Origin of the sequence: Colwellia sp. BRX8-4 (assembly GCF_014077345.1) — a bacterium.
In the GTDB taxonomy this organism is placed as follows: domain Bacteria; phylum Pseudomonadota; class Gammaproteobacteria; order Enterobacterales; family Alteromonadaceae; genus Colwellia_A.
The window spans coordinates 188,158-207,734 of sequence record NZ_JACGVS010000005.1; the positions used below are offsets into that span (position 1 = coordinate 188,158).

The following is a 19,577-nucleotide window of genomic DNA, read 5'->3' on the forward strand; positions in this document are numbered from 1 at the left end:
ATGATGTCTAATCAAGGTTCAGGTGGTAATGTTTTAGCGGCAATATGTAGTTTTTTTATTGCAGGTTTAGGTCAATTAGTTCAAGGGAGGATCCTCGCAGCAATCCTGTTTTTCCTGTTAACCTGGGTTAACTACACATTAGCAGCGACAGGAGTCTTATTCTTTATGGCGGTTCCTGGTCTTATTTTTCATCTGTGGGCAGTCATCGATGCTGCTCGCTATAAAGGTAGGAACTAATGAATAAGATTACAATTAAGGTCTCGTTATTTTTTCTTTTACTGTCAATAGTCGGCTGTCAATCTGCTTACTATTCGGCCATGGAAAAAGTAGGTAAACATAAACGTGATATATTGATCGATCGTGTTGAAACTGCTACTGAGTCACAAGAGGAAGCAAAAGAAGAATTTAAAAATGCCTTAGAACAGTTCTCTGCATTAGTAAATTTTGATGGTGGTGAACTGCAACAACAATATGAAATAAGTAATGATCACTATCATACGAGTAAAGTTGCTGCTGAGGATGTAACTGCTCGTATTAATTCAATTGAAGCTGTCGCTGAAGCTTTGTTTAATGAATGGAATAGTGAATTAGAACAATTTACTAATCAATCATTAAAACGCCAAAGTCAATCGCGTTATAACGAAACCCAAAATCGTTATACTTCAGTGATTGAATCAATGCGTAATGCGGAGAAGAGAATGCAACCTATTCTTGATGCGCTTAAAGATAATATGCTTTATTTAAAACATAATCTTAATGCGCGAGCTATCGGTGAGCTTAAAACAGAATATAAATTAATTGAACAAGATGTTGAACGCTTAATTAACGAAATGAACAATTCAATTAACAAATCACAAACATTCATAAAATCACTTAAGAACCCTTAGTACAAAAGGAGCACTTTTATGAGTGTCTGCTTAGTACCATAAAGTTAATGGTAAGTGATAATAGATGGTAGCTTGTTTATGTTAAATGAGCCGCCATCAACTTAATGACAGAGAATTACTCTTTATTGGTAGGATTTTATGTTGCTGAGATTATAAGTTATAACGTGTCATTACTTGATCTAGCGTGTGAAAAGGGGGGATTAGCAAAAACATCACTTCGATCTTGGTTTTGGTTAATAGCAGTAAGTAAGCTTGACAGCTCTCTTATTTGACTCGGACCCGCTCGGCCTTCTTCAAAAAGTTGACTTAATCGTTGTAACACTTTGAGTTGCTCTGGAGACATTTCGAAATTCCCTTTCTTAATAATATTCTTTAAAGATACCGCTTGGTCGTTATGAAGCCGTGGCATGTTGGTGGTAAATAGCGACTTGTGCCGGCAAAACTATTTCCCTGCCATCATCGATGTACTCTTGATAAAGGACTTTTAACTCTCTGCGTTCGATAACGTTAGCTTTATCAGCAACAGCTTTTTCGAATAGATCATTTAAACGAGTTAATTTTCTCTGCTCCATAATAAGTTTGCTCCCTGCACCGTTACTTTCAAAGTTCACATGCAACTAATCGTATCAGTAAAACTAATATTCACCAGTGAGGTGTAATGATTAGCGTCAACTCAACATTTAGACATAACTGACTCACTTAATTAATTTTCATTAAAAAACAATAGATTAAAATACAGTCATCCACTTTATTAACCGTGTATTGTGTTACTTCCTATATATTTTTAAGACATGTCTTACGCAAGATTACGTTTAGGCTTACTCAAATTTACTGACAAAAAAACCAGCCGAAGCTGGTTTTTATCAATCGTCTAGATAAGAGGCTTATTTAGGACGAGTATCACGCTTACGTTCATTTTCTTTTAAAAGCTTTTTACGAATACGAATGCTCAGTGGTGTAACTTCAACTAGCTCATCGTTATCAATAAACTCAAGCGCTTGTTCAAGCGACATAACGATAGGCGGTGTTAACGTTTGTGCTTCATCAGTACCTGATGAACGAACGTTAGTTAACTGCTTACCTTTAAGAGCGTTTACTGTTAAATCGTTGTCACGGCTATGAATACCAATAACTTGACCTTCATAAATATCAACACCGTGTCCGATCAACATACGACCACGTGATTGTAAGTTGAATATTGCATTCGTTAATGCTTTACCTGTTGCATTACCGATCATTACACCATTTTTACGCTGGCCAATATCGCCACCTTTATGAGGTCCGTATTCAAAAAATGTATGATAAATTAAGCCAGAACCTGACGTTAATGTCATGAATTCAGTTTGGAAACCGATCAAACCACGACTTGGCATGATGAAGTCCATACGAATACGACCCGTTCCATCAGGTGCCATATCTGTTAATTCAGCTTTACGAACACCCATTCTTTCCATGATAGGTCCTTGATGCTGCTCTTCAACATCAATGGTCACGTTTTCATAAGGTTCTTGTATTTGACCATCAATTTCACGAATAATAACTTCAGGACGTGATACCGCTAACTCAAAACCTTCGCGACGCATGTTTTCGATTAAAATGCCTAAGTGAAGCTCACCACGACCTGATACTTTAAATTTATCAGCATCAGGAAGTTGCTCAACACGTAAAGCAACGTTGTGAATTAATTCTTTGTCTAAACGGTCTTTGATGTTACGTGAAGTAACATACTTACCTTCTTTACCACAAAATGGTGAAGTGTTTACTTGGAAAGTCATATTGATAGTAGGTTCATCAACAGATAATGCTGGTAAGCCTTCAACTTCTGTAGGACAACAAACCGTATCTGATATTTTTAACTCGCCTAAACCAGTAATAGCAATAATATCGCCAGCAAAACCTTCTTCGATATCAAGTCTTTCTAGACCTAAGTAACCAAATACTTTACCAACTTTAGCGTTATGGATCTTGCCAGTTGCTAATTTAATCGTTACTTGTTGGTTTGGTTTAACAGAACCACGAGTAATACGGCCAACGCCAATTACACCTAAGTAAGAGCTGTAATCAAGTTGAGATATTTGCATTTGGAATGGACCATCGGGATCCGCTGTTGGTGCAGGCACTTCTTTAAGAATAGTATCAAATAAAGGAGTCATGTCTGTGCCGGTTACGCCTTCTTCAAGCGAAGCCCAACCATTGATTGCTGAAGCGTAAACAACTTTAAAATCAAGCTGTTCATCTGTAGCGCCAAGGTTGTCAAACAATTCAAAAACTTGGTCCATAACCCAATCAGGACGAGAACCAGGCTTATCAACTTTATTAATAACAAGGATTGGCTTTAAACCTTGAGCAAACGCTTTTTTCGTTACGAAACGCGTTTGTGGCATAGGGCCTTCTTGTGCATCAACAATAAGTAAAACCGAATCTACCATTGACATAACACGCTCAACTTCACCACCGAAATCAGCATGGCCAGGAGTATCTACGATGTTTACACGGTAACCGTTCCAGTTAATAGCCGTATTTTTAGCTAAGATTGTGATACCACGTTCTTTTTCGATATCATTCGAATCCATCGTACGCTCTTCAAGACCGCCGCGGGCATCAAGGGTACCTGATTGTTCTAATAATTTATCAACCAAAGTTGTTTTACCATGATCAACGTGGGCTATGATGGCAACATTACGTAATTTATCTAACACGGGTTTTACTCACTTCTTGCAAGACTTTTTCATCAAAAGAATATAGGGCTATAATTGGGCGCGAATTATACAGCAACGAAGTCAACAAAGACAGCAACAAATATTTCAGCTCATATTAAATTCTCCATACACGAATCGTAATGCCCTGTTATACTCTTAAGCACCAACAATCAGCAGGCGCACCAATTTAGCGCAGCTCACGCACAGTAGTGGTGCAAGTAGGCTTTAGTAAATAAGTTAACACCTTATATATAAAGGCTTTATCTATTGGCATGAATTTCGCTTTATGCCCATCATGCGAAATGCAAACGTATTTTATTTTAATGACACTGGAGACTTTACATGTCACAAGCCGTATTAGATTTAATCAAAGACAACGATGTTAAATTTGTAGACCTACGTTTTACTGATTCAAAAGGTAAAGAGCAACACGTTTCAATTCCTTATCACCAAGTAAATGAAGACTTTTTTGAAGACGGTAAAATGTTCGATGGTTCTTCTATTGAAGGTTGGAAAGGTATTAATGAATCTGACATGGTAATGATGCCTGATGCTGATTCAGCGGTATTAGATCCTTTTACAGATGCAGTAACATTAAATATTCGTTGTGATATTTTAGAACCAAGTACAATGCAAGGTTACAGCCGTGATCCTCGTTCAGTTGCTAAACGCGCTGAAGAGTACTTACGTAGCACAGGTATCGCTGATACTGTATTAATTGGTCCTGAGCCAGAATTCTTCTTATTTGATGATGTACGCTTTAGTACTGATATGAGTGGTTCTTTCTATAAAATTGATGATAAAGAAGCCGCTTGGAATTCAGGTACTGAATACGAAGAAGGCAATATGGGTCACCGTCCAGGCGTTAAAGGCGGTTACTTCCCAACATCTCCTGTAGATTCATCACAAGATATTCGTTCAGCCATGTGTTTAGTTATGGAAGAAATGGGCTTAGTTGTTGAAGCGCATCACCATGAAGTAGCAACGGCTGGTCAAAACGAAATTGCATGTCGCTTCAATACCTTAGTTAAAAAAGCTGATGAAGTTCAAATATACAAGTATGTTGTTCATAACGTTGCTCACGCTTACGGTAAAACAGCGACTTTCATGCCTAAGCCATTAGTTGGCGACAACGGCTCTGGTATGCATGTTCATCAATCACTTGCTAAAGACGGTGTTAACTTATTCGCTGGTGATAAATACGGCGGCTTATCTGAAATGGCGCTTTATTATATTGGCGGTATTATTAAGCATGCTAAAGCATTGAATGCTTTTACTAACCCAGCTACTAACTCTTACAAACGTTTAGTTCCACATTTTGAAGCGCCGGTAATGCTTGCATATTCTGCACGTAACCGCTCTGCATCAATTCGTATACCGATTGTTCCATCACCAAAAGCAATGCGTATTGAAGCTCGCTTCCCTGATCCAGCAGCAAACCCATATTTAGCTTTTACTGCTTTATTAATGGCTGGTCTTGATGGTATTAAAAACAAAATTCATCCTGGTGATGCGATGGATAAAGATTTATACGATTTACCAGCAGAAGAAGCTGCAGCTATTCCACAAGTAGCAACATCACTTGAAGATGCTTTACAAAGCTTAGAAGCTGATTATGAGTTCTTAATCGCTGGTGGTGTTATGGATAAAGATATGATTGATGCATACATTGCTATTAAACGTGCTGAATCACAACGCGTAAACATGACAACTCATCCATTAGAGTTTGAATTATATTACAGCGTATAATCTCGACTATATGATTAAATGAAAAAAAAGCTCACTTCGGTGAGCTTTTTTGTGGCAAATAGACGATTAATTATATAAGTTTAAGGTAAGTATCTTAAGTTGAGCTAAATTTTTGCGTTATTCTTTATTGTTATTAACTTTAATTATCACATTACTTAGTTGTAATACCTTTGCGACGGCAACCAAAATTTATGTTTGGAGAAGTGATGATGGTATCTTAGTTTTTTCTGACAGCCCTCAAACTGGTGCGGAAGAAGTTGAAATAAGAGAACCCAATACTGCCTCTTCTGTTGATACCTCAATGCTAGATTTAACACCAAAAATTATCAAAGATGATTACCAAGTTGAAATCAACCAACCTAAACAAAATGCCACGGTTAGAGACAACACTGGCTCTGTTTACATAGCAGGTAGTATCAAACCTATCTTTAAACAAGGCTTAGCTATTCAACTTTTTTTAGATGGTAAACCCCATCAACCTCCGCAATCTCACTCGATGTTTGTGCTACGAAATATAGATCGCGGCGAACATATCATAAAAATGCAATTACTTAATGAAAAAGGCAAGATAATTGCATCGTCAAAACCTATAACCTTTTATATGCATAGAGCATCGGTTAATAACGCAAATTAAGTAGCATTTGCTGCAACTTGCACCAAATGTAACTACATTACTATTTTGTCGCACTACATCAGTGCAAAAGGTTTTTATGTCTAGCAACAGCAGTAGAGATCAACAATTAAAATTTAGCTACCAACAAAAGCTGCCAAATCAGATGGTTACAGCACTTGTAGTGCTAGATAATAAATTAACGATTAAATATGTTAACCCTGCAGCAGAAGCGCTATTAGTTAAGAGTTTTAACAAGCTGTGCAACTTACCAATAACAACAGTCTTCTACAATTCTCCGATTAAAAAGGAACGTTTAGAGCAGCTGCTGACTTCAGGCCAAGAATTTAGTGACAGTGATGTCACCATTGAATTTTTTGATCACAGCCGTATTACCGTGGAAATAACAGCCTCGTCTGTTGAATTCAGCAAACAGCCACATATTATCTTAGAATTCAAACAGATTGATCAGCAAAAACAAATGAGTATCGAAGCATTTCAACACCAGCAATGGGAGTCGTCTCGAGATTTGATACGCGGGCTTGCTCATGAAATTAAGAATCCATTGGGCGGTCTTCGTGGCGCTGCACAATTATTAAGTAAAGAATTGACGCAAGAGCAACAAGAATATACTGAAATGATTATTGAACAAGCCGACCGTTTAACTAATTTGGTTGATAAGCTTTTAGGCCCTAATCAATTACCTCAGATGGCAGAACAAAATATTCATATTGTCTTAGAAAAAGTTTTTAAGCTGATTAATTTTAACAACCCTAAAAATATTAAATTTATTAGAGACTATGACCCCTCTATTCCTGAAATAAGTTTTGATCAAGATAAGCTTCAACAAGCTGTTTTGAATATTGTTAACAACGCCGTTCAAATTATTGATGAGGGTTGTAACATAACCCTAAAAACAAGAGCCGCTAGTAATAAAACCATTAATGGAAGACGGGTAAAGCTCTGTGTTCAAATCAGTGTTATTGATAATGGCCCTGGTATTCCAAAAAAGATTCAAGACACTCTATTTTACCCTATGGTATCTGCACGCGATAACGGTACAGGTTTAGGCTTGTCTATTTCACAAACCTTAGTGCAACAGCACAAGGGTAAATTATCTTGCTATAGCCGACCGGGTCATACTGAGTTTTTAATTTTACTGCCTTTACAAGAAGAGAATAATAATGAATGTTGAGCAAGTTTGGATTGTAGATGATGACAGTTCTATTCGCTGGGTGTTAGAAAAAGCCTTATCAGGAGCAAATATATCTGTAGCCTCTTTTGAGAAACCTGAAGACTTACTCATCGCCCTAGAGCATCAACAACCAGAAATAATAATTTCTGATATAAAGATGCCAAATATTGATGGTATGACTTTACTTAGCCGTGTTAGTGAGAATTTCCCTAACCTACCGGTGATCATAATGACTGCACATTCTGATCTCGATAGTGCTGTAAATGCCTATCAAGGAGGGGCATTTGAATACTTACCTAAACCTTTTGATACTGACGAAGCTATCTCTCTAACAAAACGGGCGCTAACACATGCTCGAGAACAAAGTGCTAAACGTAAGCATTCTATAGTGGCACCTGATCCTGTTGGGATAATTGGTGCGGCTCCAGCTATGCAAGAAGTTTTCAGGGCAATTGGACGACTATCACGTTCGAGTATCAGTGTACTCATTAATGGCGAGTCTGGTACAGGTAAAGAGCTCGTTGCACATGCGCTTCATACGCATAGTCCACGATCGAATGCTCCCTTTATTCCCTTAAATATGGCTGCAATACCAAAAGATTTAATTGAATCAGAGTTATTTGGCCATGAGAAAGGTGCGTTTACTGGCGCGAATGCCGTAAGACAGGGTCGCTTTGAACAAGCGCATAAAGGAACCTTGTTTCTTGATGAAATTGGCGATATGCCTTTAGATATTCAAACACGTTTATTACGTGTGCTCGCCGATGGACAATTTTATCGCGTTGGTGGTCATTCACCGATTAAAGTTGACGTAAGGATCATTGCGGCTACACATCAGAACCTAGAAGTTCAAGTCAGTAATGGTGATTTTCGTGAAGATCTATTTCACCGTTTAAATGTCATTAGAATACAGTTACCCAGTTTACGTGAACGCAAGGAAGATATTGAACAGCTTATTAATCATTTTTTACATTTAGCTGCAAAAGAATTAGAGGTTGAACAAAAAACCCTACATAAAGCCACTCTTAGTTATTTACAGCAATGTGCGTGGCCAGGAAATGTTCGTCAGCTTGAAAATATTTGTCGTTACTTAACGGTAATGGCAAGTGGTAAAGAAATTATATTAGATGATTTACCGAGCGAACTTGCTGAGAACACATCATTAACAAACCCTACTGCAGAAGCTTCATCATGGCCAGTTGCGTTGCAAGAGTGGGTTGATGAGCAATTAGCCAAAGGGAATAACAATATTATTGATACCGCTTTGCCTGAATTTGAGAAAATACTATTAGAACGTGCGCTTCATTATACACAAGGCAGAAAGCAAGAGGCTGCTAAAAAATTAGGTTGGGGAAGAAATACCCTAACAAGAAAGTTAAAAGAGCTTAATATGTAAAGACATATGTGAAGGTAGCTGTTTAGCTACTTTCACATGTATCACTGATACACTGTTTACAACTGTTACATAATTTCAAGTTAATGATGTGGGCAGCTACAATCAAACTTGCACCAATCACAATAAAGAATGGCTGAATATCTTCTGAAAAATCATGCTTTATCCAGTAAATACCAACGCCTAAAAAAAGTAAGTAGAAAGGGTAATATTTTCTATGGTATTTTTTAAAACCGGAAAACAAGGCTAAAGTACCTAGTGCAGCAGTCATTAATAAAAATACATGTTCCCATGCATGGTCAGCTAAAAAGCTTAATCCTAGTAAAGGCAGTGCCGGTAACAATACCGGTAATAAGATACAATGAAGCGCACAAAGTGATGTTGCGGTTATTCCAATACGATCAAGCACTTTATACTCCCCTTACAATTAGATAATAATTACTGTTAAAAGTGGATAATATCACAATTGATATAGTATCACAAAACTTTTAAGCGCGCTCTATCGGAAAAGAAATTACATCCTCAATAGCACTTTTTTCTAGCGCGATCATCATTAAGCGGTCGATACCTAAAGCTACTCCTGCACATTGTGGTAGCCCTGATTGTAGAGCTTTAATAAAGTTCTCATCTATATTTTTAGTAACAAGCCCTAGTTGTTGACGTTTACTGTTATCTTGTTCAAATCTTGTTATTTGAATATTAGCATCTGTTAATTCATTAAAGCCATTTGCTAACTCAACGCCCTTAAAATAGCATTCAAATCTTTGGGCGACACGGTTATCTTCAACACATTCTTTAGCTAAAGAAGCTTGCGCAATTGGAAAATTATAGACAAAGCATGGTCGAGATAAGCCAATATTCTTTTCTATAATTTCTGAAAAGATAAACTGTAGTAATAAGTCACAATCATCTGATTCATACAACCAATCTGCGGCTTTACCCTGTAACTCGATAACCTCATATAATTGATTAAAAGTTGCTGTTAAGGGATCTATACTGACGAATTTAATGAATAAATTTTGATAGGATATTTTTTCAGATTTTGGCGACTTTACGACTGTAGATAATAGTTCATCAACTTCAGCCATTAAATCGTGTTGATCAAAACCTATACGGTACCATTCTAATAGGGTGAACTCAGGATTGTGATAACGGCCTGAATCTTCATGACGAAATGCTTTACAGATTTGGAAAATACAGCCATAACCTGAAGCAAGTAGTCGTTTCATATGAAACTCAGGTGAAGTTTGTAAATATAGTTGTTGAGATTGATTTATATCGCTGTTATCTAAATAGTTGTATTGGGTGCTAAAGGCATCAAGGTAAGGATCTGTTACTGTCCCCATAGAGAGTGATGGTGTTTCAACTTCGATAACATTTTTATTTTTAAAAAAATCTCTGATCTCATTAATAACATTTCCTCTAGACTTAGCTACTTCCCACTTCATTTACGTACACTACTTAGAATAAAAAATATAATTCTATAGAGTATATACGAAAAGCTAATCATCTGAGAAGTAGACAGATAACTATAAGAAATATCTAAAGCGCTATATTGAAAAAGAGGGGAATAACTTTTTAACGCTATCGTATAATTGTTAGCGATGTACGTTCAATGAGTAAGTTACTTGGTGAGTCTCAATACTTAAAAAACTCACAAATAGCCTATAAAATGGTCGTATATTTTGATTGTACTTAAAATATTCACTGGTGGTTTAAGCGAGTTTGGCCTAATACCTGACCGTCAAGCAGATAGATCTTACGTTTTGCCATTTCAGCATAATCTATGTCATGAGTAACAACACAAAGTGTAGTCCCTTTATTATTTAAAGCCTCTAGTATTGCCATAACGTGGTCACTACTTTTAGAATCCAGATTCCCCGTCGGCTCGTCCACTAATAAAATAGCAGGGTCAGCGACTAGGGCGCGAGCAATAGCAACACACTGCTGTTGGCCGCCAGAAAGTTGGGTGGGCCTACGCCTGGCCAGTGGGGCTATACCAACTACATCCAAGCAGTAATCAACTTTTTTATTTATATCTTCTTCACTAATAGGTTGCTTTGCATAACGTAATGGTAGGGCTATATTGTCGTATACGCTTAATTCATCTATCAGGTTAAATTGCTGGAAGATAAAGCCAATTTTCTTATTCCTGATTGCAGCAGTTTGTTCTAAAGTGAGGTTGCTGACATCAACACCTTCGAAAAAAAGCTTACCTGTAGTAGCAAAATCTAGCAGCCCCATAATAGATAGTAAAGTCGATTTCCCACAACCTGAAGGGCCAGAAATTGAAATATACTCACCTTGTTGGATTTCAAGGTCTATGCCTTGCAGTGCATGGGTTAGCATGTCATCGTTGCTAAACACCTTGTCTAATTTTTGCACTTTAATTATGGGTATTGTCATTGAAACGCTTAGTCTCCCTGTAATTTCGAAATAAAGAGATAGTCATAGGTGTCTATAAATCATAGTTTAAGCTAAAAATGTGCTTTTGTATTTACCAGCTTATTCTATAATTTAAGGTAAACTAATTAAGTTTAGCTAAATGACTAACAATAAAAAAGGTGGGCCATGCCCACCTTTATTTTATAAAATCGCGTCACGTCCACGTGTATTATTAATTCATAGAGTTACGCTAAAATTTTATTTTAAACATGACATTATTCAAAGTCATGAACTTAATCACTACCACGCAAACTAAATATCGCTGGCTTGTTAATGTATTGCCTTAAAGGCCAGTAACAGGCGAATAAAGTAACCATTATAATCAAGACTAAACTAGCCACTACCATAGGTAATGCTTGCCAAGTAATAAATGGTTGAATGTATTCACTCATTCCAATGTAAGCGATAGCAAACAATACGACACTACCGACAAAACCAATCAATACAGCTTTCGTATTATCGTTAATTATCATTGAAAGCAAGTGTTTACGTGTTGCACCTATGGCCATGCGGGCGCCAAGTTCAAAGCGTCTAAGTTGAGTGCCGTAGCTCAAAATTCCATATAAACCTATGCCTGCCAGTAAAAATACCAAACTCGCTAAAACTGCAGTAGTAACGGCTGTAGTAATTTCAGCAAACAATCTTTGAGTTAGAATGTCATCAGCAGATTTATAACTAAAAACAGAATATCTAGAATCAACCGAGGACAATAATTTACCGAGCTGTTCACGACTAACAGTCTGACCAGGTTTAACTTTAAGCATAAAGCTTTGGTTGCCCAGGTTATTGGGTATATAAGCTCTTGGAACTCCTATATCAGCATTGTCGCTTCCTATAGGTGTATCGTTAGGAATAGAAATGTCTTTTACAATACCCACGATTTTAAATGGCTCAGGGCGACCTGTCGATATTTGCAAACCAATGACATCACTATCAGCTTTCAACTGCTTAGCAAAGGCTTGGTTAACAATCATAATATTATTGCCATCTTTACGGTCTATTTCAGTAAAGTTGTCACCCTGTAATATCTGCTGCTCAATCATATTAAAATAAGTATGATCAATCCCATTGAAATAAGGAGTATACCTTTCATTATTACTAACATTGGTTAGTGCTCTAACATTAAAGCCATCAAGTGGTGATCGTGTCTGACTAATCGATTCTACTTGAGGAAGAGCTTCAAGTTTATCCATTATTTCAGCCATGATTGGAATCGCTTCTTCCTCAGTTGGAAATTCTGTCGATGAAAAGTTTAAAATTAAAGTAGAAATGTTATTTGTTGTAAAACCAATGGGTGCATTAATGGTTTTAACCGCATCTTTAAGTAAGCTAATATTAGCAAATACTAACACTGTTGCTAATGCTACCTGACTGGCAATTAACACCTGACGAATTTTTTTAGATACCTGTAAACCACTGCCCTTACCACTGCTTTGCAACGTGGTATTTAGTGCGCGGTAATTGATCATACTGGTACTTAATTTTGCGAAAAACAATGCAAATACAACGGTAATTAACACTGCACTACCAAAGGTTACCGGGTTAATAGATAACTCGCTAACCCTAGGTAATATAGCACCCAAATATTGTTGCATTACACTAAATCCGACTTTAGCAAGCACCAAGGCAATGATTATAGACATAAACATCAACAAACTTGTTTCAGCAAGCATGCCTTTAAATAAATGTTTTTTAGTCGCCCCAATCGCCGCTTGAATAGCCATTTGTCGTTGCTTTTCGGCCGTACGTGCCATAAACAGATTTGTGATGTTAAGACAAGCGATCAAAACTAAACCAATCACACCCGCTAACAGCTTTATCGCAATAGATTCACTGTCACCGAGAATAATTTCTTTAACTGGGGTTACAATCATAACAATTGACCAACCCTTGAAAAAACCTATCTCAGCAACACCTTCTTGCCAACGATCACTTACTAAGGGAGTTAACAGTTGTTCTGCTTGGCTTTTACTCACATCATTTTTTAATTGACCAATAAACTTAAGACCACCGTTTATATTGCCAAAGCTTTGTCTCTGACCATTACCTGTCTGATTATAGTCCCATGGCATCCAAACTTGTGTTTCTCGTCCAATTCCGTTCAGTTCAGGTTCAACAAAATTTTCAGATAAAACGCCAACAATTCGGTAACTGATACCACTAAGGTTAATTTTTTGATTAAGAATATCAGCACTACTTTTATACTCTTTCTTCCAAGTATTATAGCTAAGCATTGCAACAGGATTATTAGTATCCATTGCTTCACTTGCTTCAAACATTCGACCCATTGCCATTGGAGATGCTAAGATCTGGTGCAATTCAGGTGTTACATATGCAGTATTAACAAGCGGTTGACTGCTGTGAGAAATAATCACATCTTGCCCATAAATCATGATGGCAGCTTGTTCAAATGCTTCTTTACTCTTGTATAAGTGCACTAATCCAGGATAGGTATAAGCAACACCTTTGGTTTCTTTTTCAGCGCCAATAAGTTTATGTTGAGCGACAAAAAGTCTGTCTTGCTCTGGGTAAGGTAATGGCTCAACTAATAACAAATAGTTTAATGTTACAGCACATAGCAAAGCGCCTAAAGTAATACCCATGGTCATTAATACGGTTAATACAAAGCCAGGTTTCTTTTTCAGACTGGCCCAAGCTTGTTTATGTCGAAGAATTAATTTCCTCATACTGCCACCTTTAATGCTTCATCTTTGACAATTTGCCCATCAAGCAATCTAAGTTGAATATTAGCCATGTCAGCGTAACGCGCATCATGTGTAACCATACAAATAGTCGTGCCGTTTTTATTGAGTTCAGCTAATACTGCCATGACAGTGTCACCACTTTGTGAATCAAGGTTACCTGTTGGCTCATCAACGAGTAATATTGCAGGATCGGCAACCAATGCACGAGCAATAGCAATACGCTGTTGCTGTCCACCCGACAACTGGTTAGGTTTATGGTCAGCTCTATGGCTCATTTCTACCATTTTTAAACAGGCTTCAACTCTTGCTTTAATAAATTCGTCTGTTGGAAGTTCTTTTTTATATTGTAAGGGTAACGCCACGTTATCAAACACAGAGAGTTCATCAATGAGATTAAATGATTGAAAAACAAAACCTATTTTTTCATTACGAATAGCAGCAGCTTCATCAAGAGTGAGTGAGCTGACGTCGAGCCCTTCTATTGTATAAGAACCTGAACTAGACATATCTAATAAACCCAATAGAGAAAGTAGCGTAGACTTACCACACCCTGACGGGCCTGCAATAGAAACATATTCTCCTGCACGAATAACAATATCAACGTCTTTTAATGCATGGGTTTCAACATCATCAGTTTCAAATACTTTACTAATACTCTTCATTTCAATTTTTATTTCAGACATATTCATTTTCCTTAAATGTGTGGGAATTTTTTAAATTATTTGTAATTAACGTTATTGACTAAATAGCATTTAAAAGCTGTCTATAGTCAGCTCTGAATTTTTCACAAGCGACAAATCAGACACAATAAAAATGTCATTAACTTTGCCTCCTTTAATTATTTGGATGTAACGACCGGCTTCTTTACCGAATTCTACTTTGGTTCTTATTGCTGCGTTATTTGAATCATCAAGTAGGAATAAACTTGAATTTGAATTAGCTAGACCGTTGACCGGTCGTTCCATATAGGTGATGTTAGCTAAGGTCTCTGTAATGATAACGGCATCAACACTTAGTTGCGGGCGAGCACTCGCTGGCAGTTGATCAGGTAACGCTATTTCAACTTCAACGGTATTGTCTACTACGACGGGATCAATGCGTGAAACGGTGCCTACAATTTTGTCTCGACGTGTATCAACAATAGCCTTTTGACCAATAAATATTTGTTGCGCTTTACTTTGAGGCACTCTAACTAAAGCAATAAGATTTTCGACGCTTCCTATAAGAGCAATTTCTTGTCCCGCTGCAAGGCTTTGACCCAACTCAACTGATAGGCGTTGTAATACACCATCAAAACCCGCTTTAACGGTAAGGCGTTCGAGTCGGTTTTGCGCGATATCTAACTGCCCTTGTTGTTGCATTATTTGTTCGTTCTGTATATTTATAGCTTCTTGATTAACTAACTTTAGAGCCGTAGTACGTTGTTTATGGATTTTGATACGCTTATTAAGCTGCGCTTCTTGAACAAAGCTTTCTTTATAATCAAGTACTGAAACTATGCCCGATTTAACCAAACCAGACTGTGCTTCTAGTTTAACTTTCGCTGTTTCGTAACGCGCCTCCAATTCTGCAAAATTGCCACTTTCGTTAAGAATCTCACGTTTTTGATTTAACTTTAGTTGTCGTAAGTTTGCTTTTTGTTGAGATAGCTCTCTAATTGCACTATCTACCTGTTGTTGTAATTCAGGATTAGCCAGTTGAATAATAATACTATCCGCTGTTACTAGAGCGCCAGGTTTAAGAACAATTTCCTGAACTGTGGCACTTGTTAGTGAAGTAATGAGTACCTGTTTATCACTGCGTAGTGCACCATATCCTTCGATTTCCACCTGTAAATCACCATGTTTTACTGTGCCAAAAAGCATGTCGTCACGCTTAACCGAAGTACCACCAGTTTGAGTACTCACATACCAAGTCAGGGCAGCGAGCAAAAAAATCGCAACAGCACTGTACACTGGCATTGATTTGAGTTTGCTTTGCTTGGTTTTTACTTTTTTCACATCCATTTAGGAGACACCTTGAATAAATATTTTCTAATAATTAATACTTATAGCGAAATTTGTACCAACAAATATTAAGTAACAATATCAATGGGATATATTTGTTTTTACATTATTTTATTATAAAGTAGACCGCTATCGAACTAAACGAACCGAATATGAACCAGTTATAGTGAAAGGTAAAAAATTACTCTATCAGTAAAATATAAAACAATTGAAAAATTAATAAGAAGTGACGTAAAGATTCAGTGATTAAAATAACTGATAAATATTTGTAGTAGAGTTAGTAGATGTAATTAAATTTTAAGATGCAATTGAAGGCAATGGGAGGGATATTGAAACAGTAACACCGGACGCATTAGTGTTGTTTATAAGTTCAATGGTGCCCTTGTGATGTTCTATAATATTTCGGCAAAAACTCAATCCTATACCCTGACCATTTTGCTTAGTTGAATACAATGGAACAAAAAGGTTATCTAAATTAGCAAATCCGTGACCGTTATCAACGACTTCAATTAATGATGTGTTTCCTTTTTCCCTAAAGACCAGTTTTATTTTCTCTCCAGGTTCAGAAGCCTCGTCGGCATTTTTAATCACATTTAACAAAACCTGTTCAATAAAAGCAGGATCAGCCCAAAAATTTTCTGTTTTTATTTCAATTTCAAAATCAATATCTTTAAGTAGTCTCTGAATACGTTGAGCGATATTAGTGACCGAAATCATTTGGCAATTTAAATGAAATGGTTTGGTGATAGAAGCATATCTACTGACAAATTCTTCCAAGTGCTGGCATCGTTCGGTGATAACATCTAGGGCTTTTTTTTCTCTTTCACCCTCTGCTTTTAAACTTAATCCTTGTGCTAATGCAGATACTGGCGTTAATGAATTACGAATTTCATGTCCGAGTACTCGAATAAGCTGTTGCCAAGCACTAAGCTGGCTTTGCCTCAATGCGGATTCAATATTAACAAAAACCATTAAATGATGAGTTTTACCTTGATCAATAAACTCGCTGTGGCGTATTTGCCATTTATTGTCACGTGGTTTTTCTTTGAAACGCCAATTATTATCTACATATTCAAGACCTAATAACCCTGGAGAGGAATTTCTAAAAATCTGCCACGGTTGGGGGAATAATTCATTAAAGGCTGTATTGGCATAAGTAAGTTGAGGTCGTTCATCAAAGACCATAATAGGGCTGTCAAGTTGTTCGATAAGTCGATAAACAAGGAAAATATGTTGATCGTAGCGTGACTTGAGTAATTGTAAATGAGAACTCAAATTTTTGAGATCTTGATGAAACTCTATGACCTTACCTTTAGTGAAAGCAGGTTTCGAATACTGACAATAATCATTATTACGAACAGCGTCAAGATGCATACTTGCACGTTTAAAAGCAATAATGGTTCTACTATATATATAAGAGAATAATAAGAAAAAAATTGCAGCAACTCCAGTACTGGTTAAAACAATATTTAACGCTGTCCAGTCCTGAATTATTCCAATAACCATCCACAAGCTTACTATAATAAAACTCGTGGCAATAAAACAAACTTGTAAAAGCTGCTCTAAGGATTTAAAGATAAATAATTTCATAAGATCTGACTCGTATTTTAAGACGGTATAACATTTCGATTTTAACTTTAATGCTACTACTGAATGTTTATACCGTGTTTTTCTAGTCGGCGGTACATAGATGATTTAGTTAACCCAAGCATTATCGATGCTTTAGGCACATTATTATGATTTTTCTCGAGTGCTTGTTCGATTAGAGTTTTTTCAGCCTGCTCTAGTGTCATCATAGGCAACCTGTTGTTCTGCTTAATCATAGAAAGATGTAGATCTTCTGGTTCCAAGTTATCCCCCTGAGCTAACAAAACCGCACGCTCCATTAAATGACTCATTTCTCGGACATTACCAGGCCAATGATAAGCTTCCAACGCTTTTATTGCTGCAAGTGAAAGGTTTAATTCTTCACGTTTATACTTTTTACCATGTTGAGTCATAAAGTGCTTTGCAAGAGGAGCTATATCTTGAAACCTTTCTTGCAACGACGGCACTCTCAACTCAATAGTATTAAGACGAAAATAGAGATCTTCACGAAAATCTCCATCTCTTATTAATTTGGAGATATCACCATTTGTAGCGCAAATAACTCTACTATCAGCAATCTGTGTTTGGCTAGAACCTAATACTTCATATTCCCCAGATTCCAATACTCTAAGTAATTTAGCTTGTTGCGAGTGGGGAATATTAGCAATCTCATCTAAAAAAAGAGTACCGTGTTTGGCAAGTTCGAAACGACCAATACGATTTTCTTTAGCATCTGTAAATGCGCCTTTTTTGTGTCCGAAAATTTCGCTTTCAAATAAAGATTCTGAAATAGCGCCCATATTTACCGAAATAAATGCATCTAAAGCACGATTAGATTGTTCATGAATACGTTTAGCTAAATGACTTTTACCGGTACCGTTGTCACCCGTTAGTAAAATACTGGCATCAGTTGCAGCAACAGAATCTATTTGGTGTAACAATTTCTCCATTGATTCAGACCGCCACGTAAAATCTTGTTCCGTAACAGACTCTAACTGCTGTTTAAGCTTTTGATTCTGAACTTGCAGACCAGACATTTTTAGCTGTTGGCGAATAATTTGGATTAATCGTTGATTATTCCATGGCTTTTCAACAAAGTCACAAGCTCCAAGTCGCATAGCACTTACAGCAAGGTCAACATTAGACCAACCAGTCATGGCTATTACAGGGATAACAAAATCCGATTTACTTAACCAAGTTAAGAAACGTAAACCTTCCTCACCAGAGGTAGTATCAAGTGAAAAATTCATGTCCAGTAAAATTAGATCGACACTGTTGTCAGCTAATATTGCTTGGGCATAGTGGTGATTTTCTGCTTCAAGTATCGAAAAACCTTGGTCTTCTAGAATAAAGGCTGCACTTAAACGAATTTCAGGGCTGTCATCGACAACCAGTATTTGAGGCTTAGACATCACTATTTATAATAACTCACTGACAATATGAATTAATATAATAAGTTGCCAATCATTATTGAACAAGACAAATATTGTTACTTTAAGTTAATCATATTTTACTTGGCTTATAAGAGAAAAATTTATACTTAGCAAATAATACAACTTAAATAAATTAGTCGAAGTCACCTACTAATAAAATTTATAAAGTGCTAATAGTTATGGTTATCCCCCCAAATTGAGCAGCGAAATTGATGTATAAATATAATACTTATGTCCGCTTCCTCTAGAAATCGTGAGCATAATATTGTTAATAATTGATATGAAAAGTAGCACCGTTCTATAGCAGAAGTCTGTATTAGCAGAGTTTAATTTATCAAAAGGTAACAGCTTTAATAAAGCCGAAATATTGTGGCATAGTTAAATGTAATTGGTTGGCTTAGGTAAATGCAATTAAGCGGCAAGAATGCTAAAGATTGCCCCCTCTAATGAGAAGTGGTGAATGTCAGACTCTGACATGGGCATGTCGAAGATAAGTCACACTACTGTTGACGATACTGCTCTACGGTATAAATGCTGTCTTTTTAAACGTCAGAAAGCAAAAAACCCGTTACGTTAGTAACGGGTTTTTCTAAATAGGAGCTTAGCAATGTCCTACTCTCACATGGGCATGTCGAACATGAGTCACACTAACGTTGACGCTACTGCTCTACGGTATAAATGCTGTCTTTTTTAAACGTCAGAAAGCAAAAAACCCGTTACGTTAGTAACGGGTTTTTCTTAATTAGAAGCCTAGCAATGTCCTACTCTCACATGGGAACTCCCACACTACCATCGGCGCTACTGCGTTTCACTTCTGAGTTCGGAATGGGATCAGGTGGTGCCACAGTGCTATTGTCGCTAGACAAAA

At 36.9% G+C, this 19,577-nt stretch carries 17 protein-coding genes and 1 rRNA gene; 6 read left to right on the top strand and 12 right to left on the bottom strand.

The window, feature by feature from the left end:
* Nucleotides 1-3: 3 nt before the first annotated feature.
* Both H4J56_RS06740 and H4J56_RS06745 read left to right on the top strand, forming a co-directional pair.
* Nucleotides 4-237 carry a hypothetical protein gene (locus H4J56_RS06740; RefSeq protein WP_182259061.1) on the top strand — a complete coding sequence of 78 codons (234 nt, stop codon included), beginning with the start codon at nucleotides 4-6 and terminating at the stop codon, nucleotides 235-237.
* Complete coding sequence (locus H4J56_RS06745; RefSeq protein WP_070375023.1) at nucleotides 237-887, top strand: DUF2959 domain-containing protein; 651 nt, start codon at nucleotides 237-239, stop codon at nucleotides 885-887. The genes H4J56_RS06740 and H4J56_RS06745 overlap by 1 nt, the downstream gene beginning before the upstream one ends.
* A 157-nt stretch (nucleotides 888-1,044) precedes the next feature.
* Here the strand turns inward: H4J56_RS06745 and H4J56_RS06750 are convergent, their stop codons facing one another.
* The 3 genes from H4J56_RS06750 to typA all read right to left on the bottom strand — a co-directional run bounded on the left by H4J56_RS06750 (nucleotide 1,045) and on the right by typA (nucleotide 3,586).
* Nucleotides 1,045-1,230 carry a hypothetical protein gene (locus H4J56_RS06750; protein WP_070375024.1) on the bottom strand — a complete coding sequence of 62 codons (186 nt, stop codon included), beginning with the start codon at nucleotides 1,228-1,230 and terminating at the stop codon, nucleotides 1,045-1,047.
* A gap of 49 nt (nucleotides 1,231-1,279) precedes the next feature.
* Nucleotides 1,280-1,459 (bottom strand): hypothetical protein, encoded by a 180-nt coding sequence (locus H4J56_RS06755; RefSeq protein ID WP_182259062.1) that lies wholly within the window; start codon nucleotides 1,457-1,459, stop codon nucleotides 1,280-1,282.
* 312 nt (nucleotides 1,460-1,771) lie between these two features.
* The gene (gene typA / locus H4J56_RS06760; RefSeq protein ID WP_070375026.1) at nucleotides 1,772-3,586 is read right to left on the bottom strand and encodes a translational GTPase TypA; all 1,815 of its coding nucleotides are present in this window, start codon (nucleotides 3,584-3,586) and stop codon (nucleotides 1,772-1,774) included.
* Between the two features lie 342 nt (nucleotides 3,587-3,928).
* Between typA and glnA the strand changes: the two genes are divergently transcribed.
* The 4 genes from glnA (at nucleotide 3,929) to glnG (ending at nucleotide 8,536) form a co-directional block, all read left to right on the top strand.
* Complete coding sequence (gene glnA / locus H4J56_RS06765; RefSeq protein WP_070375027.1) at nucleotides 3,929-5,335, top strand: glutamate--ammonia ligase; 1,407 nt, start codon at nucleotides 3,929-3,931, stop codon at nucleotides 5,333-5,335.
* Nucleotides 5,336-5,447: 112 nt separating this feature from the next.
* Complete coding sequence (locus H4J56_RS06770; RefSeq protein ID WP_182214785.1) at nucleotides 5,448-5,969, top strand: DUF4124 domain-containing protein; 522 nt, start codon at nucleotides 5,448-5,450, stop codon at nucleotides 5,967-5,969.
* 76 nt (nucleotides 5,970-6,045) lie between these two features.
* Nucleotides 6,046-7,140, top strand: a complete 1,095-nt coding sequence (gene glnL, locus H4J56_RS06775) for a nitrogen regulation protein NR(II) (protein WP_182214787.1) — start codon at nucleotides 6,046-6,048, stop codon at nucleotides 7,138-7,140.
* A complete protein-coding gene (gene glnG, locus H4J56_RS06780) occupies nucleotides 7,130-8,536 on the top strand; it encodes a nitrogen regulation protein NR(I) (protein ID WP_182214788.1) in 1,407 nt (468 codons plus the stop codon). The genes glnL and glnG overlap by 11 nt, the downstream gene beginning before the upstream one ends.
* 22 nt (nucleotides 8,537-8,558) lie before the next feature.
* On the opposite strand, the gene H4J56_RS06785 is transcribed toward glnG, so the two are convergent.
* The 9 genes from H4J56_RS06785 to rrf form a co-directional block, all read right to left on the bottom strand.
* A complete protein-coding gene (locus H4J56_RS06785; RefSeq protein ID WP_182214790.1) occupies nucleotides 8,559-8,942 on the bottom strand; it encodes a MerC domain-containing protein in 384 nt (127 codons plus the stop codon).
* Nucleotides 8,943-9,021: 79 nt separating this feature from the next.
* Nucleotides 9,022-9,981, bottom strand: coding sequence for an elongation factor P--(R)-beta-lysine ligase (gene epmA, locus H4J56_RS06790; RefSeq protein WP_182259063.1), 960 nt, complete (start codon nucleotides 9,979-9,981; stop codon nucleotides 9,022-9,024).
* Nucleotides 9,982-10,237: 256 nt separating this feature from the next.
* A complete protein-coding gene (locus tag H4J56_RS06795) occupies nucleotides 10,238-10,939 on the bottom strand; it encodes an ABC transporter ATP-binding protein (RefSeq protein WP_182259064.1) in 702 nt (233 codons plus the stop codon).
* 272 nt (nucleotides 10,940-11,211) lie between these two features.
* A complete protein-coding gene (locus H4J56_RS06800; RefSeq protein ID WP_182222505.1) occupies nucleotides 11,212-13,665 on the bottom strand; it encodes an ABC transporter permease in 2,454 nt (817 codons plus the stop codon).
* The gene (locus H4J56_RS06805; protein ID WP_182214797.1) at nucleotides 13,662-14,366 is read right to left on the bottom strand and encodes an ABC transporter ATP-binding protein; all 705 of its coding nucleotides are present in this window, start codon (nucleotides 14,364-14,366) and stop codon (nucleotides 13,662-13,664) included. The genes H4J56_RS06800 and H4J56_RS06805 overlap by 4 nt, the downstream gene beginning before the upstream one ends.
* 69 nt (nucleotides 14,367-14,435) lie before the next feature.
* Nucleotides 14,436-15,689 carry an HlyD family secretion protein gene (locus H4J56_RS06810; protein ID WP_182259065.1) on the bottom strand — a complete coding sequence of 418 codons (1,254 nt, stop codon included), beginning with the start codon at nucleotides 15,687-15,689 and terminating at the stop codon, nucleotides 14,436-14,438.
* 297 nt (nucleotides 15,690-15,986) lie between these two features.
* Entirely contained in the window at nucleotides 15,987-17,279 is a 1,293-nt protein-coding gene (locus H4J56_RS06815; RefSeq protein WP_182259066.1) for a PAS domain-containing sensor histidine kinase, read from the bottom strand.
* Between the two features lie 56 nt (nucleotides 17,280-17,335).
* Complete coding sequence (locus H4J56_RS06820) at nucleotides 17,336-18,688, bottom strand: sigma-54 dependent transcriptional regulator (protein WP_182259067.1); 1,353 nt, start codon at nucleotides 18,686-18,688, stop codon at nucleotides 17,336-17,338.
* Nucleotides 18,689-19,457: 769 nt separating this feature from the next.
* A 5S ribosomal RNA gene (rrf, locus tag H4J56_RS06825) occupies nucleotides 19,458-19,572 on the bottom strand.
* Nucleotides 19,573-19,577 lie beyond the last annotated feature (5 nt).